Consider the following 18,342-nt stretch of genomic DNA (forward strand, 5'->3'; position numbering starts at 1 on the left):
CGTGGGTGGCGAGGCGTGTTTTGCCGCCGCCGCCGACTCCGGTGAGGGTGACGAGGCGTGAGTGGGACAGGAGGCGTTTGACCTCGGCCACTTCGTGCCGACGTCCCACGAAACTCGTCACCTCGGCCGGGACCCCGTGGATCTGTCCGGGCCGTACGGTCTCGGATACCCCCGTCATCACATCGCCTTGGGGCCATCCGGCGCGATCGCGTCGTTTTGGTTAGAGGACCCCAGGTCACAGCGTATGCGCGCCGCCTCCCGCGCGGCGACTCCCCGGTCCAGCGCGATGCCCGGCCATGCCGTGCCAGGGGGGCTCGACGGGATGGAGCGACAGACGTGACGGCTGTGATCATATTTTTGACGCGTTACGGCCATTTTGGATGAGAAAACCGAAACACACCTGAAACATCCGGCTGCAGGGTTTCACACCGCCGAAACACTCATGCCCCGTAGGTGAAACCGCGCTGCTCGAAGCTCCAGAGCAGTATCGACCACCTCACCGAAGGGACGGCCCGCATGCCGCCGGACGTTCTCAAACTCATGAATTCGGGCGACACCGCCTGGTTGCTCGCGAGTTCCGCTCTCGTCCTTCTCATGACCCCCGGCCTCGCATTCTTCTACGGCGGCATGGTCCGGTCGAAGAGCGTCCTGAACATGCTGATGATGAACTTCGCCACCATCGGCATCGTCAGCATCCTGTGGGTCTTCTACGGCTACTCCCTCGCGTTCGCCAAGGACGTGGGGAACTACGGGATCATCGGCGGCCTGGGCAAGATCGGTCTCAAGGACACCCTGATCTCCGCCTCCGGCACCTCGCCCGAGCTGGCGTTCGTGGCGTTCCAGCTGATGTTCGCGATCATCACGCCGGCCCTCATCAGCGGCGCCGTCGCCGACCGGGTCAAGTTCGGCGCCTGGTGCGTGTTCGTCGCCATCTGGGCGACGGTCGTCTACTTCCCGGTCGCCCACTGGGTGTTCTTCTTCGGTGACACGACGACGACCAAGGACGGCGGCTTCCTCGCCGACCACATCGGCGCGCTCGACTTCGCCGGCGGCACCGCGGTCCACCTCAACGCCGGTATGGCCGGCCTCGCCCTGGCGTTGGTGGTCGGCAAGCGCGTCGGCTGGCCCAGGGAGGCGATGCGGCCGCACAACGTCCCCTTCGTGCTGCTCGGCGCCGGCCTGCTGTGGTTCGGCTGGTTCGGCTTCAACGCCGGGTCCGCGCTGGCGGCCAACGCCCAGGCGTCCGTGGCCTTCGTCAACACCCAGGTCGCGACGGCCGCGGCGGCGCTCGGCTGGATCGTCACGGAGAGGATCCGCTACGGCAAGTCGACCGCGCTCGGCATGGCCTCCGGCGCCGTCGCCGGCCTGGTGGCGATCACTCCGGCCTGTGCCGCGGTCAACCCGGTCGGCGCGATCGTCGTCGGCGTCATCGCCGGTGCCCTGTGCTCGCTCGCCGTCGGCCTGAAGACGAAGTTCGGCTTCGACGACTCGCTGGACGTCGTGGGCGTGCACGCGGTCGGCGGCGCGACCGGCGCCCTGCTCATCGGCTTCCTCGCCACCCCGACCGTGACCGGCATCCTCACCCCGGCCAAGGGCGACGGCCCGGCCGGCCTGCTGTACGGCGGAGGCCTCACCCAGCTCGGCAAGCAGGCGATCGGCGTGGTGCTGGTCGGCGTGTACTCCTTCGCCATCACCTGGGTCATCGCCAAGATCCTCGACAAGTTCATGGGCCTGCGCGTCAGCGAGGAGGACGAGGTGTCCGGCATCGACCTCGCCGTCCACGCCGAGACCGCGTACGAGATCGGCACCCCGCACGGCGGATCCGGCGGTGGATCGGGCATCCTGGCGACTCTCACCGCGCCCGGTGCCGCGAGGCCGGCCGCGGGAGATGAGGCGGGATCCAACGGCGGCAAGCCGCCGGCGGAATCGGGCGACAAGAAGGTGGAGGCGGAGGCATGAAACTCGTCACCGCGGTGATCAAGCCCTTCAAGCTGGACGACGTCAAGGCGGCGCTGGAGACGTTCGGGGTGCACGGCCTCACGGTCAGCGAGGCCAGCGGGTACGGCCGCCAGCGTGGGCACACCGAGGTCTACCGCGGCGCGGAGTACAAGGTCGACCTTGTTCCCAAGCTCCGTGTCGAGGTCCTCGTCGACGACGAGGACGCCGACGACATCGTCGACGTGATCGTCAAGGCCGCCCAGACCGGCAAGATCGGTGACGGCAAGGTCTGGTCGGTCCCGGTGGACACCGTCGTCCGCGTCCGCACCGGAGAGACCGGGCCGGAGGCGCTGTAAGCGTGGCGGACGTGATCGGGGGAACGCACGGCCCGGCGGGCGAGGTCGCCCCGCCGGGCCGTGCCGTCTCCAGGACCTCCGCGACCGCCGAAGCCCGCGCCGCGCTCGGGGCGGCACGGGCCGGGCGCGCCCGGGAACTGGACCGCGAGCTCGCCCGCCTGCTCGGAGCCGAGGCCGATGTGGCGCTGGTCGCCGTGGGCAGCCACGGACGCGAGGAGCTCACCCCGGGCGGCGATCTGGACCTGGTCCTCCTGCACCGAGGCCGTCCGGACATCTCCGCCCTCGCCGACCGCGTCTGGTACCCCATCTGGGACTCCGGGCAGCGCCTCGACCACTCGGTGCGCACGCCCGAGGAGGGACGCGCCGTCGCCCGCGAGGACATGAAGGCGGCCCTGGGCCTGATCTCCGCCCGTCACGTCGCCGGTGACCCGGCCCTGACACGGGAGCTGCGCGAGGCGGTCCTGGCGGACTGGCGGGCCGACGCCCGCCGGCGGCTGCCGGAGCTGCGGGAGATGGCCCGGTCGCGCTGGAGCCGCTACGGCGAGCTCGCCTTCCTGCTCGAACCCGACCTGAAGGAGTCGCACGGCGGGCTGCGCGACGTCCACGCGATCCATGCGGTCGCGGCGGCCTGGGTGGCCCCCGGTCCGACGACCCGGGTGCGGGAGGCGTACGACCTGATCCTGGACGTCCGGCACGCGCTGCACGAGCACACCGGACGCGGGGGCGACCGCCTCGTGCTCCAGGAGCAGGACTCCATCGCGGGCGCTCTGGGCCTGCTGGACGCGCACGCGCTGCTGCGCGCCGTCGCCGAGGCTGCCCGCACCATCACCTACGCCACCGACCACGTGTGGCGGACGGTGGCCCGCTTCTGCTCCCCGCCCGGCCGTCCGGCCCGCAGGCCGCTCGCCGACGGGGTCGTCGAACAGGACGGCGAGGTCGTCCTCGCACTCGGCGCCGACGCCGGCAAGGACCCGGTGCTCGTGCTCCGCGCCGCCGCCGCGGCCGCGCAGGCGGGCCTGCCCCTCGCGATCGCGACCGTCGAGCGGCTGGCGAAGGAGGCGGCGCCGCTTCCCGATCCCTGGCCGCGCGACGCGCGGGACGCGCTCGTGACCCTGCTCGGCGCCGGTCCGCCCGCGATCGGCGTGTGGGAGGCGCTCGACCAGGCGGGCCTGATCGTCCGTCTCCTGCCCGACTGGGAGCGCGTCCGCAACCGTCCCCAGCGCAACCCCGTGCACACCTTCACCGTGGACCGGCACCTCGTGGAGACGGCCGCCCGCGCCGCCGCGCACACCCGCGACGTCGCCCGGCCGGACCTCCTGCTGGTCGGGGCCCTGCTGCACGACATCGGCAAGGGCTGGCCCGGCGACCACTCCCGTACCGGCGCGGTGATGGCCCGCGACCTCGGCCGGCGTCTCGGCTTCGACGCCGGCGACGTGCGGGTGCTGGAGGCGGTCGTCCGCCACCATCTCCTGCTGCCGGAGACCGCGACGCGACGCGACCTCGACGATCCGGTCACCATCGAGACGGTCGCGGGGATCGTCGGCGATCCAGTCGTGCTCGAGACGCTCGCCGCCCTCGCCATCGCCGACGGGCAGGCGACCGGACCCGCGGCGTGGGGCGCGTGGAAGGCCCGTCTCGTCGCCGAGCTGGCCCGCCGCGTCGCCGCGGTGCTCTCCGGCGCGCCGCCGCCCGTGGCGCCCGACCCGACCCCCGAGCAGCTCGCCCTCGCCCGCCACGGCGGCGGCGCCGTGCGCGTAAGCGGCTCACGGATCACGATGGTCGCACCGGACCGCCCCGGCCTGCTCTGGCAGGCGGCAGGTGTGCTCGCGCTGCACCGCCTCGCCGTCCGCGGAGCCCGTACGGTGTCCTGGGCGACGGCCGCCCACGCCCAGAACAGGCACAGCGGCCGTGTCGCGAATGGGCGGGACGGTGACGGTGGCCGCGTCGCGCACGCGCAGGACGGTGGCGGCGTCGCACGCGCGCAGGATGGCGGCGGCGTCGGACACGCGCAGGATGGCGGCGGCGTCGGACACGCGCAGGATGGCGGCGGCGTCGGACACGCGCAGGACGGTGGCGGCGTCGGACACGCGCAGGATGGCGGCGGCGTCGGACACGCGCAGGACGGTGGCGGCGTCGGACACGCGCAGGACGGTGGCGGCGTCGGACACGCGCAGGACGGTGGCGGCGTCGGACACGCGCAGGACGGTGGCGGCGTCGCACGCGCGCAGGACGGTGACGGCGGTCGTACGGACGCGGACACGGCCGTGCTGGAGTTCATCGCCGTTCCCGAGTACGGCTCCGGCCCCGACCCCGCCGCGCTCGAGGCCGACCTGCGCCGCGTCCTCGCCGGGCGCCTCGACGTCGCCGCCCGGCTGGAGCGCCGCGCCCGGTCGTACCGTCCCCGCAAGGGGGTCGCGGTGCCTCCCCCGCGCGTCACCCTCATCGACGACGCCTCGAACACCGCCACGGTCATGGAGGTGCGCGCCCACGACCGGCCCGGCCTGCTGTGGCGGATCGGGCATGCCCTCGGCTCCTGTGGCGTCCAGGTGCGCGCCGCCCGGGTGGGGACGCTGGGCGCGGAGGCCGTCGACGTCTTCTACATCGTCGACGGCGAGGGACACCCGCTCGCCGACCACGCGCTGCGGGAGGTCATCCGCCGCAGCGTCCTCGAGGTCGTGCGCTGACGATCGGATGAAGATCACCGGAAATGCCCGTGCAGTGCATTGACGGTGGTGATGGTGACCATGAGGCTGCTGGGGTCGTAGACACCCAGGAGGTCTCGTGCCCAACATCCTGCTCGCCCGCGCGGCCGCGCCGGTCCTCGTCCTCGCCGTGGCCGGGGGTGCGGCGACGCCCGCCCATGCCGCCGGCGTCCTCGCCGTCGACGGCGGCCACGACCGGACGGTCACCTTCCAGACCCGTCACGCCGGCGAGGTGCTCGCCGCCGTGACCGCCGCGGCCCCGGGCGTGTCCTGGGCCGTCAAAGGCCGCGAGTCGGCCGTCCTGTCGCTGTTCGTCGACGGCCGCTACGCCACCGACGACGTGGTCCCCGCCGCGTTCCCGATCAAGCGGGAGTTCGCCCTCGGACATCTCCCGGCCGGCCGTCACACGCTGCGGCTCCGGCTGGCCGCCGACCGTTCGGCGGGCCGGAGCGTACGGGTGAGCGGCCTGGAGTTCCGCACCGCCGGTGCCGGATCGCCGGCGTACACCGACCTGGCCCACGCGCCCGTCCTGTACGGCCGCACCGGCGCCGGGGGCACCTCCACCGGCCCGTTCCAGAACGCCGCCACCGACACCCCACTGGTCGCCTGGCACGAGGACGTCCCGGCCACGACGCCAGGGCACCGGCTGCTGACGTTCTCCTACATCTGGAGCAACGAGGACGGCGGCACGTCCACGCCGCAGCTCATGGCGCGCTGGGGCCGTACGACCGACATCGAGTGGATCTACCAGGTGGAGGTCGACGCGCGGGGAAGGCGCGTGCCCGGCACCGCCGTCTTCCAGGCGCCGAACCACGTCACGCAGGCGTTCGCGGGTACCTACGAGGGCGACCACCCGCTTCTGCAGACCTGCACGCTCAACAACAACATCTGCGACAAGGTCGACGACCCGATGCGGTTCTCCCTGTCCACGGCGCAGACGCTCGACGCGGCGACGGAGGCCCGCGAGCAGATCATGGACCGCAACCCGTGGACGTACTGGGTGGCGGCGGCGGAGGCGCGCCGCGAGGGGCGGGTGGCGGCGGACCCGCCCACCACGTCCCAGACCCTCATCGCCGACCCCCGCGACTACCTCTACCTCGTCGTCCGCAAGCAGACCCTCGACCCGCCGAACGGCACCGACTGGGTGGGCCTTTCCATCGGTGTACGGCTCAAGGGCGACCCGACGCTGTACCGCTCGGACCACCTGTTCCCGGACCGGTCCATCAACCGGGACGTGCCCGCGGCCACGACGGTGCAGCTCCCGCCGGGGACGAAGCCGTCCGACATCGCCGAGATCACCGGCATCCGGGTGCCCGCCACGAGCAGGGACACCGGCGCGACGATCAAGGTTCAGGCGATCAACCGGGCGTTCTTCCTCGGCCGAAACGACCTGCCCGGACCGTCGTTCGTCTCCGGGCCCACGCCCGCGACCCTCACCGGGCAGAACCCGACCGCCGTCCTGTACACGGCCGGGGCCACCGCCCGCTGAGGCGGGCCCGCCGAGCGGGCGTGCCCCCGAACCGATCCAGGTCGCGCCGGGGCACGCCCGCCGGGCGCCGTCCCCAGGGGCCGCCTCGCCGGGGCCTCGCACCTCCCAGGATCGGCCGGCGCGTGGCCGCCCGTACCGGGTCGGTCGCTCTCGTCTTCCGTTGACCTTGGGGAAATCGCCGTTCCATGGGGCGATGAAAGGGCGATTTTCCCGAAGTCAACGAGACGGTGGCGGGGCGGTTCAGAACGGGTCGGTGAGCTCGCCGAGCTTCGAGGTGAGCTGGAGGTTCTCCGAATAGTCGACCGGAACGGTGATCACCGACACGGTCTCCTCCTCGAGGGCCTGGCGCAGCGTCGGCAGCAGCGCGTCCGCCGACTCGACCCGATAGCCGCGGGCCCCGAAGCTCTCGGCGTACTTCACGAAGTCCGGGTTGCCGAACTCGACGTTCGAGTCGCGGCCCATCTCCAGGTCCATCTTCCACTCGATCAGCCCGTACGCCTTGTCCTCCCAGATCAGCACGGTGATCGGGACGTTCTCGCGGATCGCCGTCTCCAGCTCCTGGGAGTTCATGAGGAACGCGCCGTCGCCGGTCGCGGCCAGGACCCGCCGGTCGGGGAAGGCGAGTTTGGCCGCGATCGCGCCCGGCACCGAGAAGCCCATCGACGACAGGCCGTTGGACACGAGCAGCGTGTTCGGCTCGTAGGTCGGGTACATCCGCGCCATCCACATCTTCACCGCGCCGGTGTCGGCCAGGACGATGTCCTGGCGGCCCATGGCCTCCCGGGTGTCGGTGACGATCCGGCGCGGGGACATGGGGAACCGGTCCTCGACGCGGCCGCGGTCGAGCTCCTCGTGCAGCATCCGGCGGATCTTCTCGCCGGTGCCGCGGACGTCGAAGCGGCGGTGAACGGCGTCGGTGAGCGCCCGGAGACTGTGGGAGATGTCGCCCTGGATGCCCACCTCGACGGAGTAGTGGTCGTCCACCTCTGCCGGGAACCGGTGAATGTGAACGATCTTCTTGTCGCCGTGCGGGTTGATCTTCACCGGGTCGAACTCCTGGAGCTCGTACCCGACGCAGATGAGCACGTCGGCCTCGTCGAAGCCGAAGTTGACGTAGTCGCGGCGCATGAAGCCGACCGTGCCGAGCGCGTGGTCGTGGTCGTCGGGGAAGACGCCCTTGCCGTTGAACGTCGTCGCGACCGGGACCCCGAGTCGTTCGGAGAGACGGATCAGCTCGTGGCTCGCGCGGTCCCGCGTCGCGCCGTGGCCGGCCAGCACGATGGGCTGCCGGGACAGCGCTATGACGTCGGCGGCGCGTGCGACCTGCGAGGGGGAGGGCTCGTTCGGCTGCACGATGTTGACGGGCAGTGGTTTGAGGGACGCGTCGGCCTTCGCGGCCTCGACGTCCTCGGGGATCGCCAGGTAGACCGCGCCGGGCCGCTCGGTCTGCGCCGTCTTGAACGCCTTGCGGACCATCTCCGGCAGGGCCTCCGGCGTCGGCGCCATGTCGGACCACTTGGTGATCGGCCGGAACAGCGACACGAGGTCGATGATCTGATGCGACTCTTTGTAGATGCGGTCCAGGCCGACCTGCGCGGAGATGGCGACGACCGGGGTGCTGTTGGTCGTCGCGTCGGCGACCCCGAGCTGCAGGTTGATGGCGCCGGGTCCGAGCGTCGCCGAGGCCACGCCGGCGCGGCCGGTCAGCCGTCCGTAGATCTCCGCCATGAACGCGGCGCCCTGCTCGTGGCGTACGAGGATGTACCGGATCGAGGATTCGTTCAGAGCGTCGACGAAGTGGATGTTCTCCTCGCCCGGGATGCCGAAGACGTACTGGACGCCTTCCGCCTCCAGGCACTGGACCAGGAGTCGTGCGGCCTCCACCTGCGTGTCCATGACGGACTTCCTCCCCATTTGACGAGCGTATTCACCTAATTTGGGGAAGCCTGCGGATCGGCGCGTCATTCCGCGATGTGGCCGATCGCACGTCCGGAGCCGCGGGATCGCCGTCGCCGCGTGCCGACCGTCTCTGGCGACATCGCGAACCTCATGTCACAGTGATCGGTGGTGGTCGGCACCCGACGGTCGCCGAGCGGATAGTGTTGAGGGTCGATCCCCGAAGCACCCTAGGACTGGTTCAGACACGTGTTCGAGACACTTTCCGACCGTCTGACTACGGTCTTCTCCTCGCTGCGCGGCAAGGGCAAGCTGTCCGAGGCCGACATCGACGCGACGGCGCGCGAGATTCGCGTCGCGCTGCTCGAGGCCGACGTGGCGCTGCCCGTCGTCAAGGACTTCATCGCGCAGATCAAAGAGCGGGCCCGCGGCGTTGAGGTCTCCCAGGCGCTGAACCCCGCCCAGCAGGTCGTCAAGATCGTCAACGAGGAGCTCGTCAACATCCTCGGCGGCGAGACACGCCATGTGCGGTTCGCCAAGACCCCGCCGACCGTGATCATGCTCGCGGGCCTGCAGGGCTCTGGTAAGACCACCCTGGCGGGCAAACTGGCGCGCTGGCTCAAGAGCGAGGGGCACGCGCCGCTGCTCGTCGCCGCCGACCTCCAGCGGCCCAACGCCGTGCAGCAGCTGCAGGTCCTCGGCGAGCGGGCGGCCACCGCGGTGTACGCCCCCGAGCCGGGTAACGGCGCCGGCGACCCCGTCGAGGTCGCCCGGCAGTCGATCGAGCACGCCAAGCGTGCCCAGCACGACGTGGTCATCATCGACACCGCGGGCCGCCTCGGCATCGACGAGGAGATGATGCGCCAGGCGGCCGACATCCGCGACGCGGTCCGCCCCGACGAGATCCTCTTCGTCGTCGACGCGATGATCGGTCAGGACGCCGTCACGACCGCGCAGGCGTTCATCGACGGCGTCGGCTTCGACGGCGTGGTGCTCACCAAGCTCGACGGTGACGCCCGCGGTGGCGCGGCCCTGTCGGTCCGGCACATCACCGGTCGGCCGATCATGTTCGCGTCCACCGGTGAGAAGCTCGAGGACTTCGACGTCTTCCACCCCGAGCGCATGGCGGGCCGCATCCTCGACATGGGTGACATCCTCACCCTGATCGAGATAGCGGAGAAGAACTTCGACGCCGAGCAGACCGAGAAGATGGCGTCGAAGTTCGCCTCGGGTGAGGACTTCTCCCTGGAGGACTTCCTCGAGCAGATGCAGATGATCCGCAAGCTCGGCCCGATCAAGAACCTCCTCGGCATGATGCCGGGCATGGGGCAGATGCGGCAGCAGCTCGACCAGATCGACGACCGTGACCTCGACCGGATCGGCGGCATCATCAACTCGATGACGCCCGACGAGCGACGGAACCCCAAGATCCTCAACGGTTCGCGGCGGGCGCGCATCGCGGGCGGCTCCGGCGTGTCCGTCACCGAGGTCAACAACCTCGTCACCCGGTTCTTCGACGCCCAGAAGATGATGCGTCAGATGGCGGGCGGCATGGGCATCCCCGGCATGCCGGGCACCCGGCGCAAGCAGGTCAAGGCGGCCGCCAAGAAGAACAAGGGCAAGGGCAAGCAGCGCAGCGGCGACCCGCGCAAGCGCGCCCAGGAGGCGACCGGCACCAAGGCGCCGCAGCCGGACGGCGCGCCGCAGGGCCTCCCCCCGGGTCTCGGGGGAGGGCTGCCGGGGCAACTGCCGCCCGGTTTCCAGATGCCCGACCTGTCCAAGCTGCAGGGCAAGAAGAAGTAGTTCCAGCCGTCCGAGGTCGTCCAGGCCGCCGTGCCGAGCACGGAGGGCCTTGACGACCTCGGCGTGCGGGTCCCGCCCCGTCGGGTTCGCCGTCCGTGCGGCACGGGCCGGCCCGGCGAGCGTCATCGGCGTGACGGGCCGGCACCGCTGATCCGCCGCCCGGACTCCCGCAGGTCGGACTCCCGCAGGTCGGGCTCCCGCCGCCCGGGCTCCCGCCGCCCGGGCTCCCGCCGGTCGGACTCCCGCCGGTCGGACTCCCGGAAACCCCTGAGCACAGGGCTCGGGTAACGCGGCGAGGGCGGCCGGACTCGCCCCATTGCGCGCCTGTTCGGCGGGGGTCGCCGAGAGCTTTCACCGAGTCTTCGGTCCGCCCCACGTCCGGCCGCCCCTCAGTGTCCGGCGGGGACGGGTGCGCTGGGAGGAGCCGGCTGCGCCGCGCGCGAGGAGACGATCAGGGTCGTTTTCCGAACTCCGCCTGGGCGACCGTCCAGGCGCGGGCCTGGTCGCTCAACGTGAAGCCGAGTCCCGGCCTCGCGGACACGTGCATCCGGCCGTCACGGATCTCCAGCCGCTCGTTGAACAGTGGTTCCAGCCACTCGAAGTGCTCCACCCACGGCTCGTGCGGGTACGCCGCCGCCAGATGGAGGTGGATCTCCATCGCGAAGTGCGGCGCGAGCTGCAGGTGCCGGTGATCGGCCAGCGCGGCGAGCTTCAGGAACTGGGTGATGCCGCCGATCCTCGGGGCGTCCGGCTGGATGACGTCGGCGGCGTCGAGCCGGATCAGCTCCCAGTGCTCCGCGACGCTGGTGAGCATCTCGCCGGTGGCGATGGGCGTGTCGAGCGACCTGGCGAGCGCCGCGTGGCCCTCCGCGTCGTACGCGTCGAGCGGTTCCTCGATCCACACCAGGCCGAACCTCTCCAGCGCGCGGCCGATCCGCTGGGCGGTCGGCCGGTCCCACTGCTGGTTCGCGTCGACCATCAGCGGCACGTCGTCGCCGAGGTGCTCGCGGACGGCCTCGAGGCGCTTCAGGTCGAGGGAGCTCTCGGGCTGGCCGACCTTGATCTTGATACCGCCGATGCCGCGGGCCAGCGAGGCGTCGGCGTTCTCCAGCACCTGTTCGATGGGCGTGTGCAGGAATCCGCCGGACGTGTTGTAGCAACGGACGGAGTCGCGGTGCGCGCCGAGCAGCTTGGCCAGAGGGAGGTTCGCCCGCTTGGCCTTCAGGTCCCACAGCGCGACGTCGATCGCGGCGATGGCCTGGGTGGACAGGCCGCTGCGGCCGACGGACGCGCCCGCCCAGACGAGCTTGGTCCAGATCTTGCCGATGTCGCTGGGATCCTCGCCGATGAGGCCGGGGGCGATCTCTTCGGCGTGCGCGAACTGACCGGGTCCACCCGCGCGCTTGGAATAGCCGAACCCGATGCCCTCATGCCCGTCCTCGGTGCCGATCTCGGCGAACAGGAAGGCGACCTCCGTCATCGGCCGCTGCCTGCCGGTCAGGACCTTGGCGTCACTGATCGGCGTCGCGAGCGGCAGGGTGACCGAGGACAGCCGGATCCAGGAGATCCGATCAAGCGTCGCCTCGCCGGCCTGGAAGGCGGCGGGCATCGCGTCTGCCGTTGGGGTGGGCACGAGAACTCCTCGGGTGGTGTCAGGGGCGGGCCGGGGCGGCCCCGCGCCCGTCGCGCGGGACCATGCGGACCCGGTGCAGGGAGCGCAGGGGCGTCCGCGCCGGGTGTGCGGAGCCCGCCTGGGCGGGCCCGGTGTCGGTGCCGGGGCGGTCCAGGTTGAGCGGGTGGAGCCGTCCCGTGCGGACCGGTGTCGGGGTGGCGGGGCGGTCCACGCTGGGCGCGTCGAGCCGTCCCGTGCGGACCCGGTGTCGGGGTGGCGGGGTCCGCGTTCGGCGCGTGGAGCCGTCCCGGGACGACTCGGCGTCGCTCAGTCGCGGCCGAGTTCGCCATCGACGCGCCGCCAGATGCCCAGCGGGTTGCCGTCGCGTAGTTCGGCGGGCAGCAGGTCCGCCGGGACGTCCTGGTAGCTGACCGGCCGCAGGAACCGCTCGATCGCCCTGCTGCCGACCGACGTGGTGGCCGGAGCGGAGGTGGCGGGGAAGGGACCGCCGTGCACCACGGCGTGCCCGACCTCGACCCCGGTGGGCCAGCCGTTGAACACGACGCGCCCGGCGATCAGCTCGAGCCGCGGCAGCAGTTCGGCGGCCGGTCCGTGGTCGTCCAGGGTGGCGTGGACGGTGGCCGTCAGCTGGCCCTCCAGGGACTCCGCGATCTCCAGGAGCTGAGCCTGGTCCCGCACCCGTACGACGATCGACGCGGCGCCGAAGACCTCCTCCTGGAGCGCCGGATCCGCCAGGAAGGCGGCCCCGTCGGTGACGAACAGCGCGGCGCGTCCGCCGCAGGCGATCGCCGGATCGGTGCCGCCGCGCGCCAGCTCGGTCACGGCGTCGAGCCCCCCGAGTCGCTGGACGCCGGAGTCGTACGCCTGCTGGATGCCCGGGTTCAGCATGGGGGCCGCCGCGGTCTCCTGAAGCGCCGCGGCCGCCGACTCGATGAAGGCGTCCAGCCCGTCGCCCTCGACCGCGAAGACCAGGCCGGGGCTGGTGCACAACTGGCCGACGCCGGTGGTCAGCGAGGCGACGTACGCCGGGCCGAGGTCCTTGGCCTTGTCCCGGAGCGCGCCGGGGAGCAGGAAGACCGGGTTGACGCTGGACATCTCGGCGTAGACCGGGATCGGGACGGGACGGGCGGCGGCGGCCGCGACGAGCGCGAGCCCGCCCTGCCGGGAGCCGGTGAAGCCGACGGCCCTGATCCGGGGGTCGGTCACGAGCGCCACTCCCAGCTCGCGGCCACCGTGCAGCAGCGAGAACGTCCCCTCTGGCAGCCCGTGCTCGGCGACCGCCGCCTGGATCGCCCGGCCGACCAGCTCCGAGGTGCCGGGGTGGAAGGGATGCGCCTTGACGACCACGGGGGCGCCGGCGGCGAGTGCGGACGCGGTGTCCCCGCCCGCGACGGAGAATGCCAGGGGGAAGTTGCTCGCGGCGAACACCGCGACCGGCCCCAGCGGGATCTGCCGCTGCCGCAGGTCGGGGCGGGGGAGCGGCGTACGGTCGGGGATCGCCGGGTCGATGCGGGCGCCGAGCCAGCCGCCCTCCCGTACGACACGGGCGAACAGCCGCAGCTGGTTGGTGGTGCGGGCCAGCTCGCCCCTGACGCGGGCCTCCGGGATGCCGGTCTCGGCCGTCACCCGGTCGGTCAGCGTCGTGCCCAGGCCGTCGATCCGGTCGGCGGCGCTCTCGAGGAACGCGGCCCGGGTCTCCCGGTCGGTCTCGCGGTACGTGCCGAACGCCTCCCACGCGAGGGCGGCGGCGCGATCGACGTCCGCCTCCACGCCGAAGCGGTACGCCGGATCCAGGCGTTCGCCGCTGCGGGGGGCGACGGCGTGGAACTCCTCACCCGTACCGGGGACGTCCTGCGCGCCGATCAACTGATGTCCGGTCGGCCCGGACGCCGTCGCATCCTGCACGGTCATCGGTCAGTTCACCTTCTTCACGAGGGTCGCGAGCTCCGCGAACTCGCGGTCGTCGAGATCGGTCAGCGGGGGGCGGACCGGACCGGCGGGCCGGCCGACGGCCTTCATGCCCGCCTTGACGATGCTCACCGCGTACCCGGGACGACGATTACGGATCGCACAGTACGGCAGGACGAATTCGTCCAGGTGACGGCGTACCCGATCCCGGTCGCGCGTGCGGACGGCGTCGTAGAAGTCCAGCGCGAACTCGGGGACGAAGTTGAAGAGGGCCGAGGAGTAGGTGGTCACGCCGAGCTCGAGGTACGGCAGGGCGAAGGTCTCCGCCGTGGGCAGCCCGCCGATGTAGGTGAGGCGGTCGCCGAGCCGGGTGTGGATCCGCGTCATCAGCTCCAGGTCGCCGACCCCGTCCTTGAACCCCACGAGGTTGGGGCAGTCGTCGGCCAGCTCGGCGACCGTGGTGTCCTGGTAGACGGCGTTGCCCCGGCTGTAAATGATCACGCCGAGGTCGGTGGCCGCGCAGACCGCGCGGACGTGCGCGGCCAGTCCCGCCTGCGCCGACTCGGTGAGGTACGGCGGCAGGAGCAGGAGGCCCTGCGCACCGGCCCGCTCGGCGCTGCGGGCGAGTTCGACGGCGATCGCCGTGCCGTACCCGGCCGGGGCGATCACCGGGGTGCCGCGTGCCTCTTCGACGGCGGCGGTGACGACCTGCTCGACCTCGGCGGGGGTGAGGGAGAAGAACTCGCCGGTGCCCCCGGCGGCGAACAGGCCGGCGGCGGGGTACTCGCCGAGCCGCCCGATGTTCTCGCGGTACGCCGCCTCGTCGAAGGAGAGGTCCTCGCGGAAGTGCGTGACCGGGAACGACAACAGGCCGGAACCCAACCGTCGGGCGACCTCACGGGGGGAGTGCTGGCCCATGTCGTTCGGGGCTCCTTCGCTCGTGGGTGCGGTACGTGAGACGACGTTAAGATGCGCGACTGATCCACGTCCAACTCAAAAACTGCATTCATTGATTCAATCGAGGTATCGATGTTCACGCTGTCCCAGCTGACGGGGTTCATCGCCGTCGCGGAGGAGCTCCACTTCGGCAGGGCGGCCGCCCGCCTGCGGATGACCCAGCCCCCGTTGAGCCGGCAGATCCAGCTGCTGGAGACCGAACTCGGCGTCCTGCTGTTCAACCGCACCAACCGGTCGGTCGAGCTCACGCGCGCCGGCCGGGCCTTCCTCGTCGAGGCCCGCCGGCTCATCCGGCAGGCCGAGCACGCGGCGCTGGCCGCCCGTCAGGTGTCGGCCGGCGAGGCCGGCAGCATCACCGTCGGCTTCACGGCCGCGAGCGCCTACACCGCCCTCGGGGTTCTGCTCCAGGCGGCGCAGGAGGCGCTGCCGCGCGTCGAGGTGGTCCTGCGCGAGATGGTGACCATGGACCAGCTGGAGGCGATCTCCGAGGGCACGCTCGATCTCGGCATGGTCCGGCCCCCGGTGACCCGGCCCGACCTCGACTCGCGCCTGGTGATACGCGAGTCGCTGGTCGCCGCGCTGCCCGCGGGGCATCCGCTGGCCGAGCGGGAGCAGCCCCCGCGCGTCGCCGACTTCGACGGACAGCGGTTCATCATGTACTCGCCGATCGAGGCGCGGTACTTCCACGAGTTGCTGATCAGCGTCTTCCGGGAGGCCGGGGTCGCCCCCGTGTTCGCGCAGTACCTCAGCCAGGTGCACAGCATCCTCGGCCTGGTCGGCGGCGGATGGGGCGTGGCGCTCGTGCCGGCGGCGGCGCGGCGGCTGCGGCCGGACGCCGTGGTGTTCCGCCCCGTCGAGCTGTCCGACCCCGCCCCGGTCGAACTCAGCCTGGCCTGGCGGAAGAACAACGACAACCCGGCGCTGCGTCCCCTTCTCGCACGTCTGTGGCGCGATGACCCGCCGACCCCGCGCGATGCCGATTGATCGGCCCTGTCATTTTTCGGCAAAAGTCTTGGCGCCCTCGGATGGGCGGTGGCGGCCGACGCCGCGCCCAAGGAGATCGCCGGGCTCGGCGGCGGTGTGTTCAACGCCTTCGACAGTCTGGCCGGCATCACCACCCCGATCATCATCGGATACCTCATCGACACGACCGGCGGCTTCGGCCTGGCCCTGGTATTCATGGGTGTGAGCGCCGTCATGGCGGTGGCGAGCCACCTTGTCATCGTCCGCGACATCCGGCGCCTCGGCCTCGAGGACCTCGACCTGGCGGCCGGCCCCTCCCGCGTGGAGGCCACCGAACCGACGCGCTGACACGTCCGAGTGATCGATTGCCACTTCACCGTCATCGTCTGGCAGAATGGCAGGCTGGAAAACCGGACCGGGCAGGGCCCTCTCTCACCTGTGCGCGCCGGTGTCCATCCGAGCGGCGGCTCCGGTCCCCACCCGGTGCCCATCCGCTCATCCATTTCGAATCGGAGAACACCACACTCGTGGCAGTCAAGATCAAGCTCAAGCGTCTGGGGAAGATCCGGGCTCCGTACTACCGGATCGTCGTCGCCGACTCCCGCACCAAGCGTGACGGGCGCGCGATCGAGGAGATCGGCAAATACCACCCGAAGGAGGAGCCCTCGCTCATCGAGGTCGACTCCGAGCGGGTGCAGTACTGGCTGGGCGTGGGCGCCCAGCCGACCGAGCCGGTCCTGTCGATCCTCAAGGTCACCGGCGACTGGCAGAAGTTCAAGGGCGAGCCGGGCGCGGAGGGCACGCTGAGGGTCGCCGAGCCCAAGGCCAGCCGGCAGGAGATCTTCCAGGCCGCCGTCAAGGAGACCCTGGACGAGGCCGAGGGCAAGGCGACCACGCCGAAGTCCAAGAAGAAGGCCGAGCCGAAGAAAGCCAAGAGCGAGGCGGAGGAGTCGGCGCCGACCGAGGAGACCTCCGAAGCCAAGAGCGAGGCCTAAGGTGCTCGAGGAGGCGCTCGAGCACCTGGTGCGCGGAATTGTGGAGCACCCGGACGACGTCCGGGTGCGCGCGCGCCGGCTCCGCAACGGCAGGGTCCTCGAGGTGCGCGTGCACCCCGACGACCTCGGCAAGGTCATCGGCCGCAACGGCCGTACGGCCAAGGCCCTGCGCACCGTCATCGGTGCCCTCGCCGGCGGCCGGTACATCCGTGTCGACCTTCTCGACCTCAACGAGGCCCGATAGTGCTCCCGGCCGTCCTTCTTCGCCGGAGCGGCCCGACCGCCGGCGGAGCGGCTTGATGCTGCTCGCCGTCGGCCGTATCGGCCGGGCTCACGGTGTCCGCGGAGAGGTCAGCGTCGAGACGAGCACCGATGACCCTGGCGCACGGTTCGCGCCAGGGTCATCGCTCGTCACCGACCCGGCCCGCCTCGGCCCGCTGACGATCGAGTCCGTACGCCCGCACACCGGTCGCCTCCTCGTGCGTTTCGCCGGCGTCGACGACCGCACGGCCGCGGAGACGCTGCGCGGCGCCCTGCTGCTCGTCGACTCCGCCGACATCCTGCCCAGTGACGATCCGGACGAGTTCCACGACCAGGAGCTCATCGGTCTGGTCGCGGTGACCACCGACGGGACCGAGGTCGGCCAGGTCGTGGACGTCGAGCACCTCGGTCAGGACCTCCTGGTCATCCGGCGTCCCGCCGGCGACACGCTCGTGCCGTTCGTCCACGCCATCGTGCCCGAGGTGGACCTGCCCGGCGGGCGGATCGTCATCGACCCCCCGCCCGGCCTGCTCGAGTGAGGCCCGCCGGCGTTCGCGCGGCCCACCGCCGGCGCGCACACTGAACACAGGACCCACGGAGCGCGCATGAGACTCGACATCGTCACGATCTTTCCCGAGTACTTCGCCCCGCTCGACGTCTCCCTCCTGGGCAAGGCACGGCGGCGCGGTGATGTCGACGTACATGTGCACGATCTTCGTGACTGGGCGTACGACCGGCACCGCACCGTCGACGACACCCCGTACGGCGGCGGACCCGGCATGGTGATGAAACCGGAGCCGTGGGGCGAGGCGCTGGACGCCGTGGTGCCTCCTCCGTCGCAGGCCCGCCTCATCGTCCCGACGCCGAGCGGGCGTCCCTTCACCCAGGAACTCGCCGTCGAGTACGCCGCCGAGCCCCGGCTGGTGTTCGCGTGCGGGCGGTACGAGGGGATCGACGCCCGCGTCATCGAGGACGCCCGCGAACGCATGCCGGTCGACGAGGTCAGTATCGGCGACTACGTCCTGGCCGGAGGCGAGGTGGCGGTCCTCGTGATCGTCGAGGCCGTCACCCGCCTGCTGCCCGGCGTACTCGGCAACGCCGACTCGGTGAGCGACGACTCCTTCGCGCCGGGGCGGATGGAGGCCCTGCTCGAGGGCCCCGTCTACACCAAGCCGGCCACGTGGCGCGGACGCGACGTCCCCGAGGTGCTGATGTCGGGAAACCATGCCGCGATCGCCCGATGGCGGCGTGATCAGGCGCTGCGGCGTACCGCCCTGAGACGACCCGAGTTGGTCGGCCGCAACCCGCTGGACGAGGCCGACCGGCAGGCCCTCACGGACGCCGGTTTTCCGGTTGACGCCGAACGTATGGCACACTGAGACGTCACCCCGGCGTTTGACGCTGGGCGTGTTCAGACTTCCAGAAGATCGCATCACGCGTC

General features: G+C 71.6%; 17 protein-coding genes. 11 read left to right on the forward strand and 6 right to left on the reverse strand.

The window, feature by feature from the left end; translation table 11 throughout:
* Window positions 1-516 precede the first annotated feature (516 nt).
* The 4 genes from NE236_RS42695 to NE236_RS42710 all read left to right on the forward strand — a co-directional run bounded on the left by NE236_RS42695 (window position 517) and on the right by NE236_RS42710 (window position 6,485).
* Window positions 517-1,959 carry an ammonium transporter gene (locus NE236_RS42695; protein ID WP_372494540.1) on the forward strand — a complete coding sequence of 481 codons (1,443 nt, stop codon included), beginning with the start codon at window positions 517-519 and terminating at the stop codon, window positions 1,957-1,959.
* Window positions 1,956-2,294 carry a P-II family nitrogen regulator gene (locus NE236_RS42700; protein ID WP_252776317.1) on the forward strand — a complete coding sequence of 113 codons (339 nt, stop codon included), beginning with the start codon at window positions 1,956-1,958 and terminating at the stop codon, window positions 2,292-2,294. The genes NE236_RS42695 and NE236_RS42700 overlap by 4 nt, the downstream gene beginning before the upstream one ends.
* Window positions 2,295-2,296: 2 nt before the next feature.
* A complete protein-coding gene (locus NE236_RS42705; RefSeq protein WP_252848042.1) occupies window positions 2,297-4,978 on the forward strand; it encodes a [protein-PII] uridylyltransferase in 2,682 nt (893 codons plus the stop codon).
* A 97-nt stretch (window positions 4,979-5,075) separates the two neighbouring features.
* Entirely contained in the window at window positions 5,076-6,485 is a 1,410-nt protein-coding gene (locus NE236_RS42710; protein ID WP_252848043.1) for a hypothetical protein, read from the forward strand.
* Between the two features lie 240 nt (window positions 6,486-6,725).
* Here NE236_RS42710 and NE236_RS42715 read toward each other — a convergent pair whose 3' ends face one another.
* Complete coding sequence (locus tag NE236_RS42715; RefSeq protein ID WP_252848044.1) at window positions 6,726-8,381, reverse strand: acetolactate synthase large subunit; 1,656 nt, start codon at window positions 8,379-8,381, stop codon at window positions 6,726-6,728.
* Between the two features lie 249 nt (window positions 8,382-8,630).
* On the opposite strand from NE236_RS42715, the gene ffh reads away from it, so the two are divergent.
* A complete protein-coding gene (ffh, locus tag NE236_RS42720; protein WP_252848045.1) occupies window positions 8,631-10,184 on the forward strand; it encodes a signal recognition particle protein in 1,554 nt (517 codons plus the stop codon).
* A gap of 122 nt (window positions 10,185-10,306) precedes the next feature.
* Here ffh and NE236_RS42725 read toward each other — a convergent pair whose 3' ends face one another.
* The 5 genes from NE236_RS42725 to kdgD form a co-directional block, all read right to left on the reverse strand.
* Complete coding sequence (locus tag NE236_RS42725; RefSeq protein WP_252848046.1) at window positions 10,307-10,459, reverse strand: hypothetical protein; 153 nt, start codon at window positions 10,457-10,459, stop codon at window positions 10,307-10,309.
* A gap of 176 nt (window positions 10,460-10,635) precedes the next feature.
* Window positions 10,636-11,793, reverse strand: a complete 1,158-nt coding sequence (locus NE236_RS42730; protein WP_252848063.1) for an L-talarate/galactarate dehydratase — start codon at window positions 11,791-11,793, stop codon at window positions 10,636-10,638.
* Between the two features lie 43 nt (window positions 11,794-11,836).
* Window positions 11,837-12,028 (reverse strand): hypothetical protein, encoded by a 192-nt coding sequence (locus NE236_RS42735; RefSeq protein ID WP_252848047.1) that lies wholly within the window; start codon window positions 12,026-12,028, stop codon window positions 11,837-11,839.
* Between the two features lie 95 nt (window positions 12,029-12,123).
* The gene (locus tag NE236_RS42740) at window positions 12,124-13,728 is read right to left on the reverse strand and encodes an aldehyde dehydrogenase (NADP(+)) (RefSeq protein WP_252848048.1); all 1,605 of its coding nucleotides are present in this window, start codon (window positions 13,726-13,728) and stop codon (window positions 12,124-12,126) included.
* A gap of 3 nt (window positions 13,729-13,731) precedes the next feature.
* Complete coding sequence (kdgD, locus tag NE236_RS42745) at window positions 13,732-14,643, reverse strand: 5-dehydro-4-deoxyglucarate dehydratase (protein WP_252848049.1); 912 nt, start codon at window positions 14,641-14,643, stop codon at window positions 13,732-13,734.
* Window positions 14,644-14,754: 111 nt separating this feature from the next.
* Here kdgD and NE236_RS42750 point away from each other — a divergent pair, with 111 nt between their 5' ends.
* The 6 genes from NE236_RS42750 to trmD all read left to right on the forward strand — a co-directional run bounded on the left by NE236_RS42750 (window position 14,755) and on the right by trmD (window position 18,280).
* Complete coding sequence (locus tag NE236_RS42750) at window positions 14,755-15,666, forward strand: LysR substrate-binding domain-containing protein (RefSeq protein WP_252848050.1); 912 nt, start codon at window positions 14,755-14,757, stop codon at window positions 15,664-15,666.
* A gap of 48 nt (window positions 15,667-15,714) precedes the next feature.
* Window positions 15,715-15,993 carry a hypothetical protein gene (locus tag NE236_RS42755; protein WP_252848051.1) on the forward strand — a complete coding sequence of 93 codons (279 nt, stop codon included), beginning with the start codon at window positions 15,715-15,717 and terminating at the stop codon, window positions 15,991-15,993.
* Between the two features lie 179 nt (window positions 15,994-16,172).
* Window positions 16,173-16,640, forward strand: a complete 468-nt coding sequence (gene rpsP, locus NE236_RS42760; RefSeq protein ID WP_252848052.1) for a 30S ribosomal protein S16 — start codon at window positions 16,173-16,175, stop codon at window positions 16,638-16,640.
* 1 nt (window position 16,641) lies between these two features.
* A complete protein-coding gene (locus tag NE236_RS42765) occupies window positions 16,642-16,884 on the forward strand; it encodes an RNA-binding protein (protein WP_252776333.1) in 243 nt (80 codons plus the stop codon).
* A gap of 55 nt (window positions 16,885-16,939) precedes the next feature.
* Complete coding sequence (gene rimM, locus NE236_RS42770) at window positions 16,940-17,440, forward strand: ribosome maturation factor RimM (RefSeq protein WP_252848053.1); 501 nt, start codon at window positions 16,940-16,942, stop codon at window positions 17,438-17,440.
* Between the two features lie 66 nt (window positions 17,441-17,506).
* Complete coding sequence (gene trmD, locus NE236_RS42775; protein WP_252848054.1) at window positions 17,507-18,280, forward strand: tRNA (guanosine(37)-N1)-methyltransferase TrmD; 774 nt, start codon at window positions 17,507-17,509, stop codon at window positions 18,278-18,280.
* Window positions 18,281-18,342 lie beyond the last annotated feature (62 nt).

The organism is Actinoallomurus purpureus (assembly GCF_024055795.1).
In the GTDB taxonomy this organism is placed as follows: Bacteria; Actinomycetota; Actinomycetes; order Streptosporangiales; family Streptosporangiaceae; genus Actinoallomurus; species Actinoallomurus purpureus.

What these genes read in the sequence shown, in the direction of transcription:
- trmD (WP_252848054.1), top strand. Translation starts at nt 17,507, where the DNA reads ATGAGACTCGACATCGTCACGATCTTTCCCGAGTACTTCGCCCCGCTC.
- NE236_RS42700 (WP_252776317.1), top strand. Translation starts at nt 1,956, where the DNA reads ATGAAACTCGTCACCGCGGTGATCAAGCCCTTCAAGCTGGACGACGTC.
- kdgD (WP_252848049.1), bottom strand. Translation starts at nt 14,643, where the DNA reads ATGGGCCAGCACTCCCCCCGTGAGGTCGCCCGACGGTTGGGTTCCGGC.
- NE236_RS42695 (WP_372494540.1), top strand. Translation starts at nt 517, where the DNA reads ATGCCGCCGGACGTTCTCAAACTCATGAATTCGGGCGACACCGCCTGG.
- NE236_RS42730 (WP_252848063.1), bottom strand. Translation starts at nt 11,793, where the DNA reads ATGCCCGCCGCCTTCCAGGCCGGCGAGGCGACGCTTGATCGGATCTCC.
- NE236_RS42740 (WP_252848048.1), bottom strand. Translation starts at nt 13,728, where the DNA reads ATGACCGTGCAGGATGCGACGGCGTCCGGGCCGACCGGACATCAGTTG.
- rimM (WP_252848053.1), top strand. Translation starts at nt 16,940, where the DNA reads ATGCTGCTCGCCGTCGGCCGTATCGGCCGGGCTCACGGTGTCCGCGGA.
- NE236_RS42750 (WP_252848050.1), top strand. Translation starts at nt 14,755, where the DNA reads ATGTTCACGCTGTCCCAGCTGACGGGGTTCATCGCCGTCGCGGAGGAG.
- NE236_RS42715 (WP_252848044.1), bottom strand. Translation starts at nt 8,381, where the DNA reads ATGGACACGCAGGTGGAGGCCGCACGACTCCTGGTCCAGTGCCTGGAG.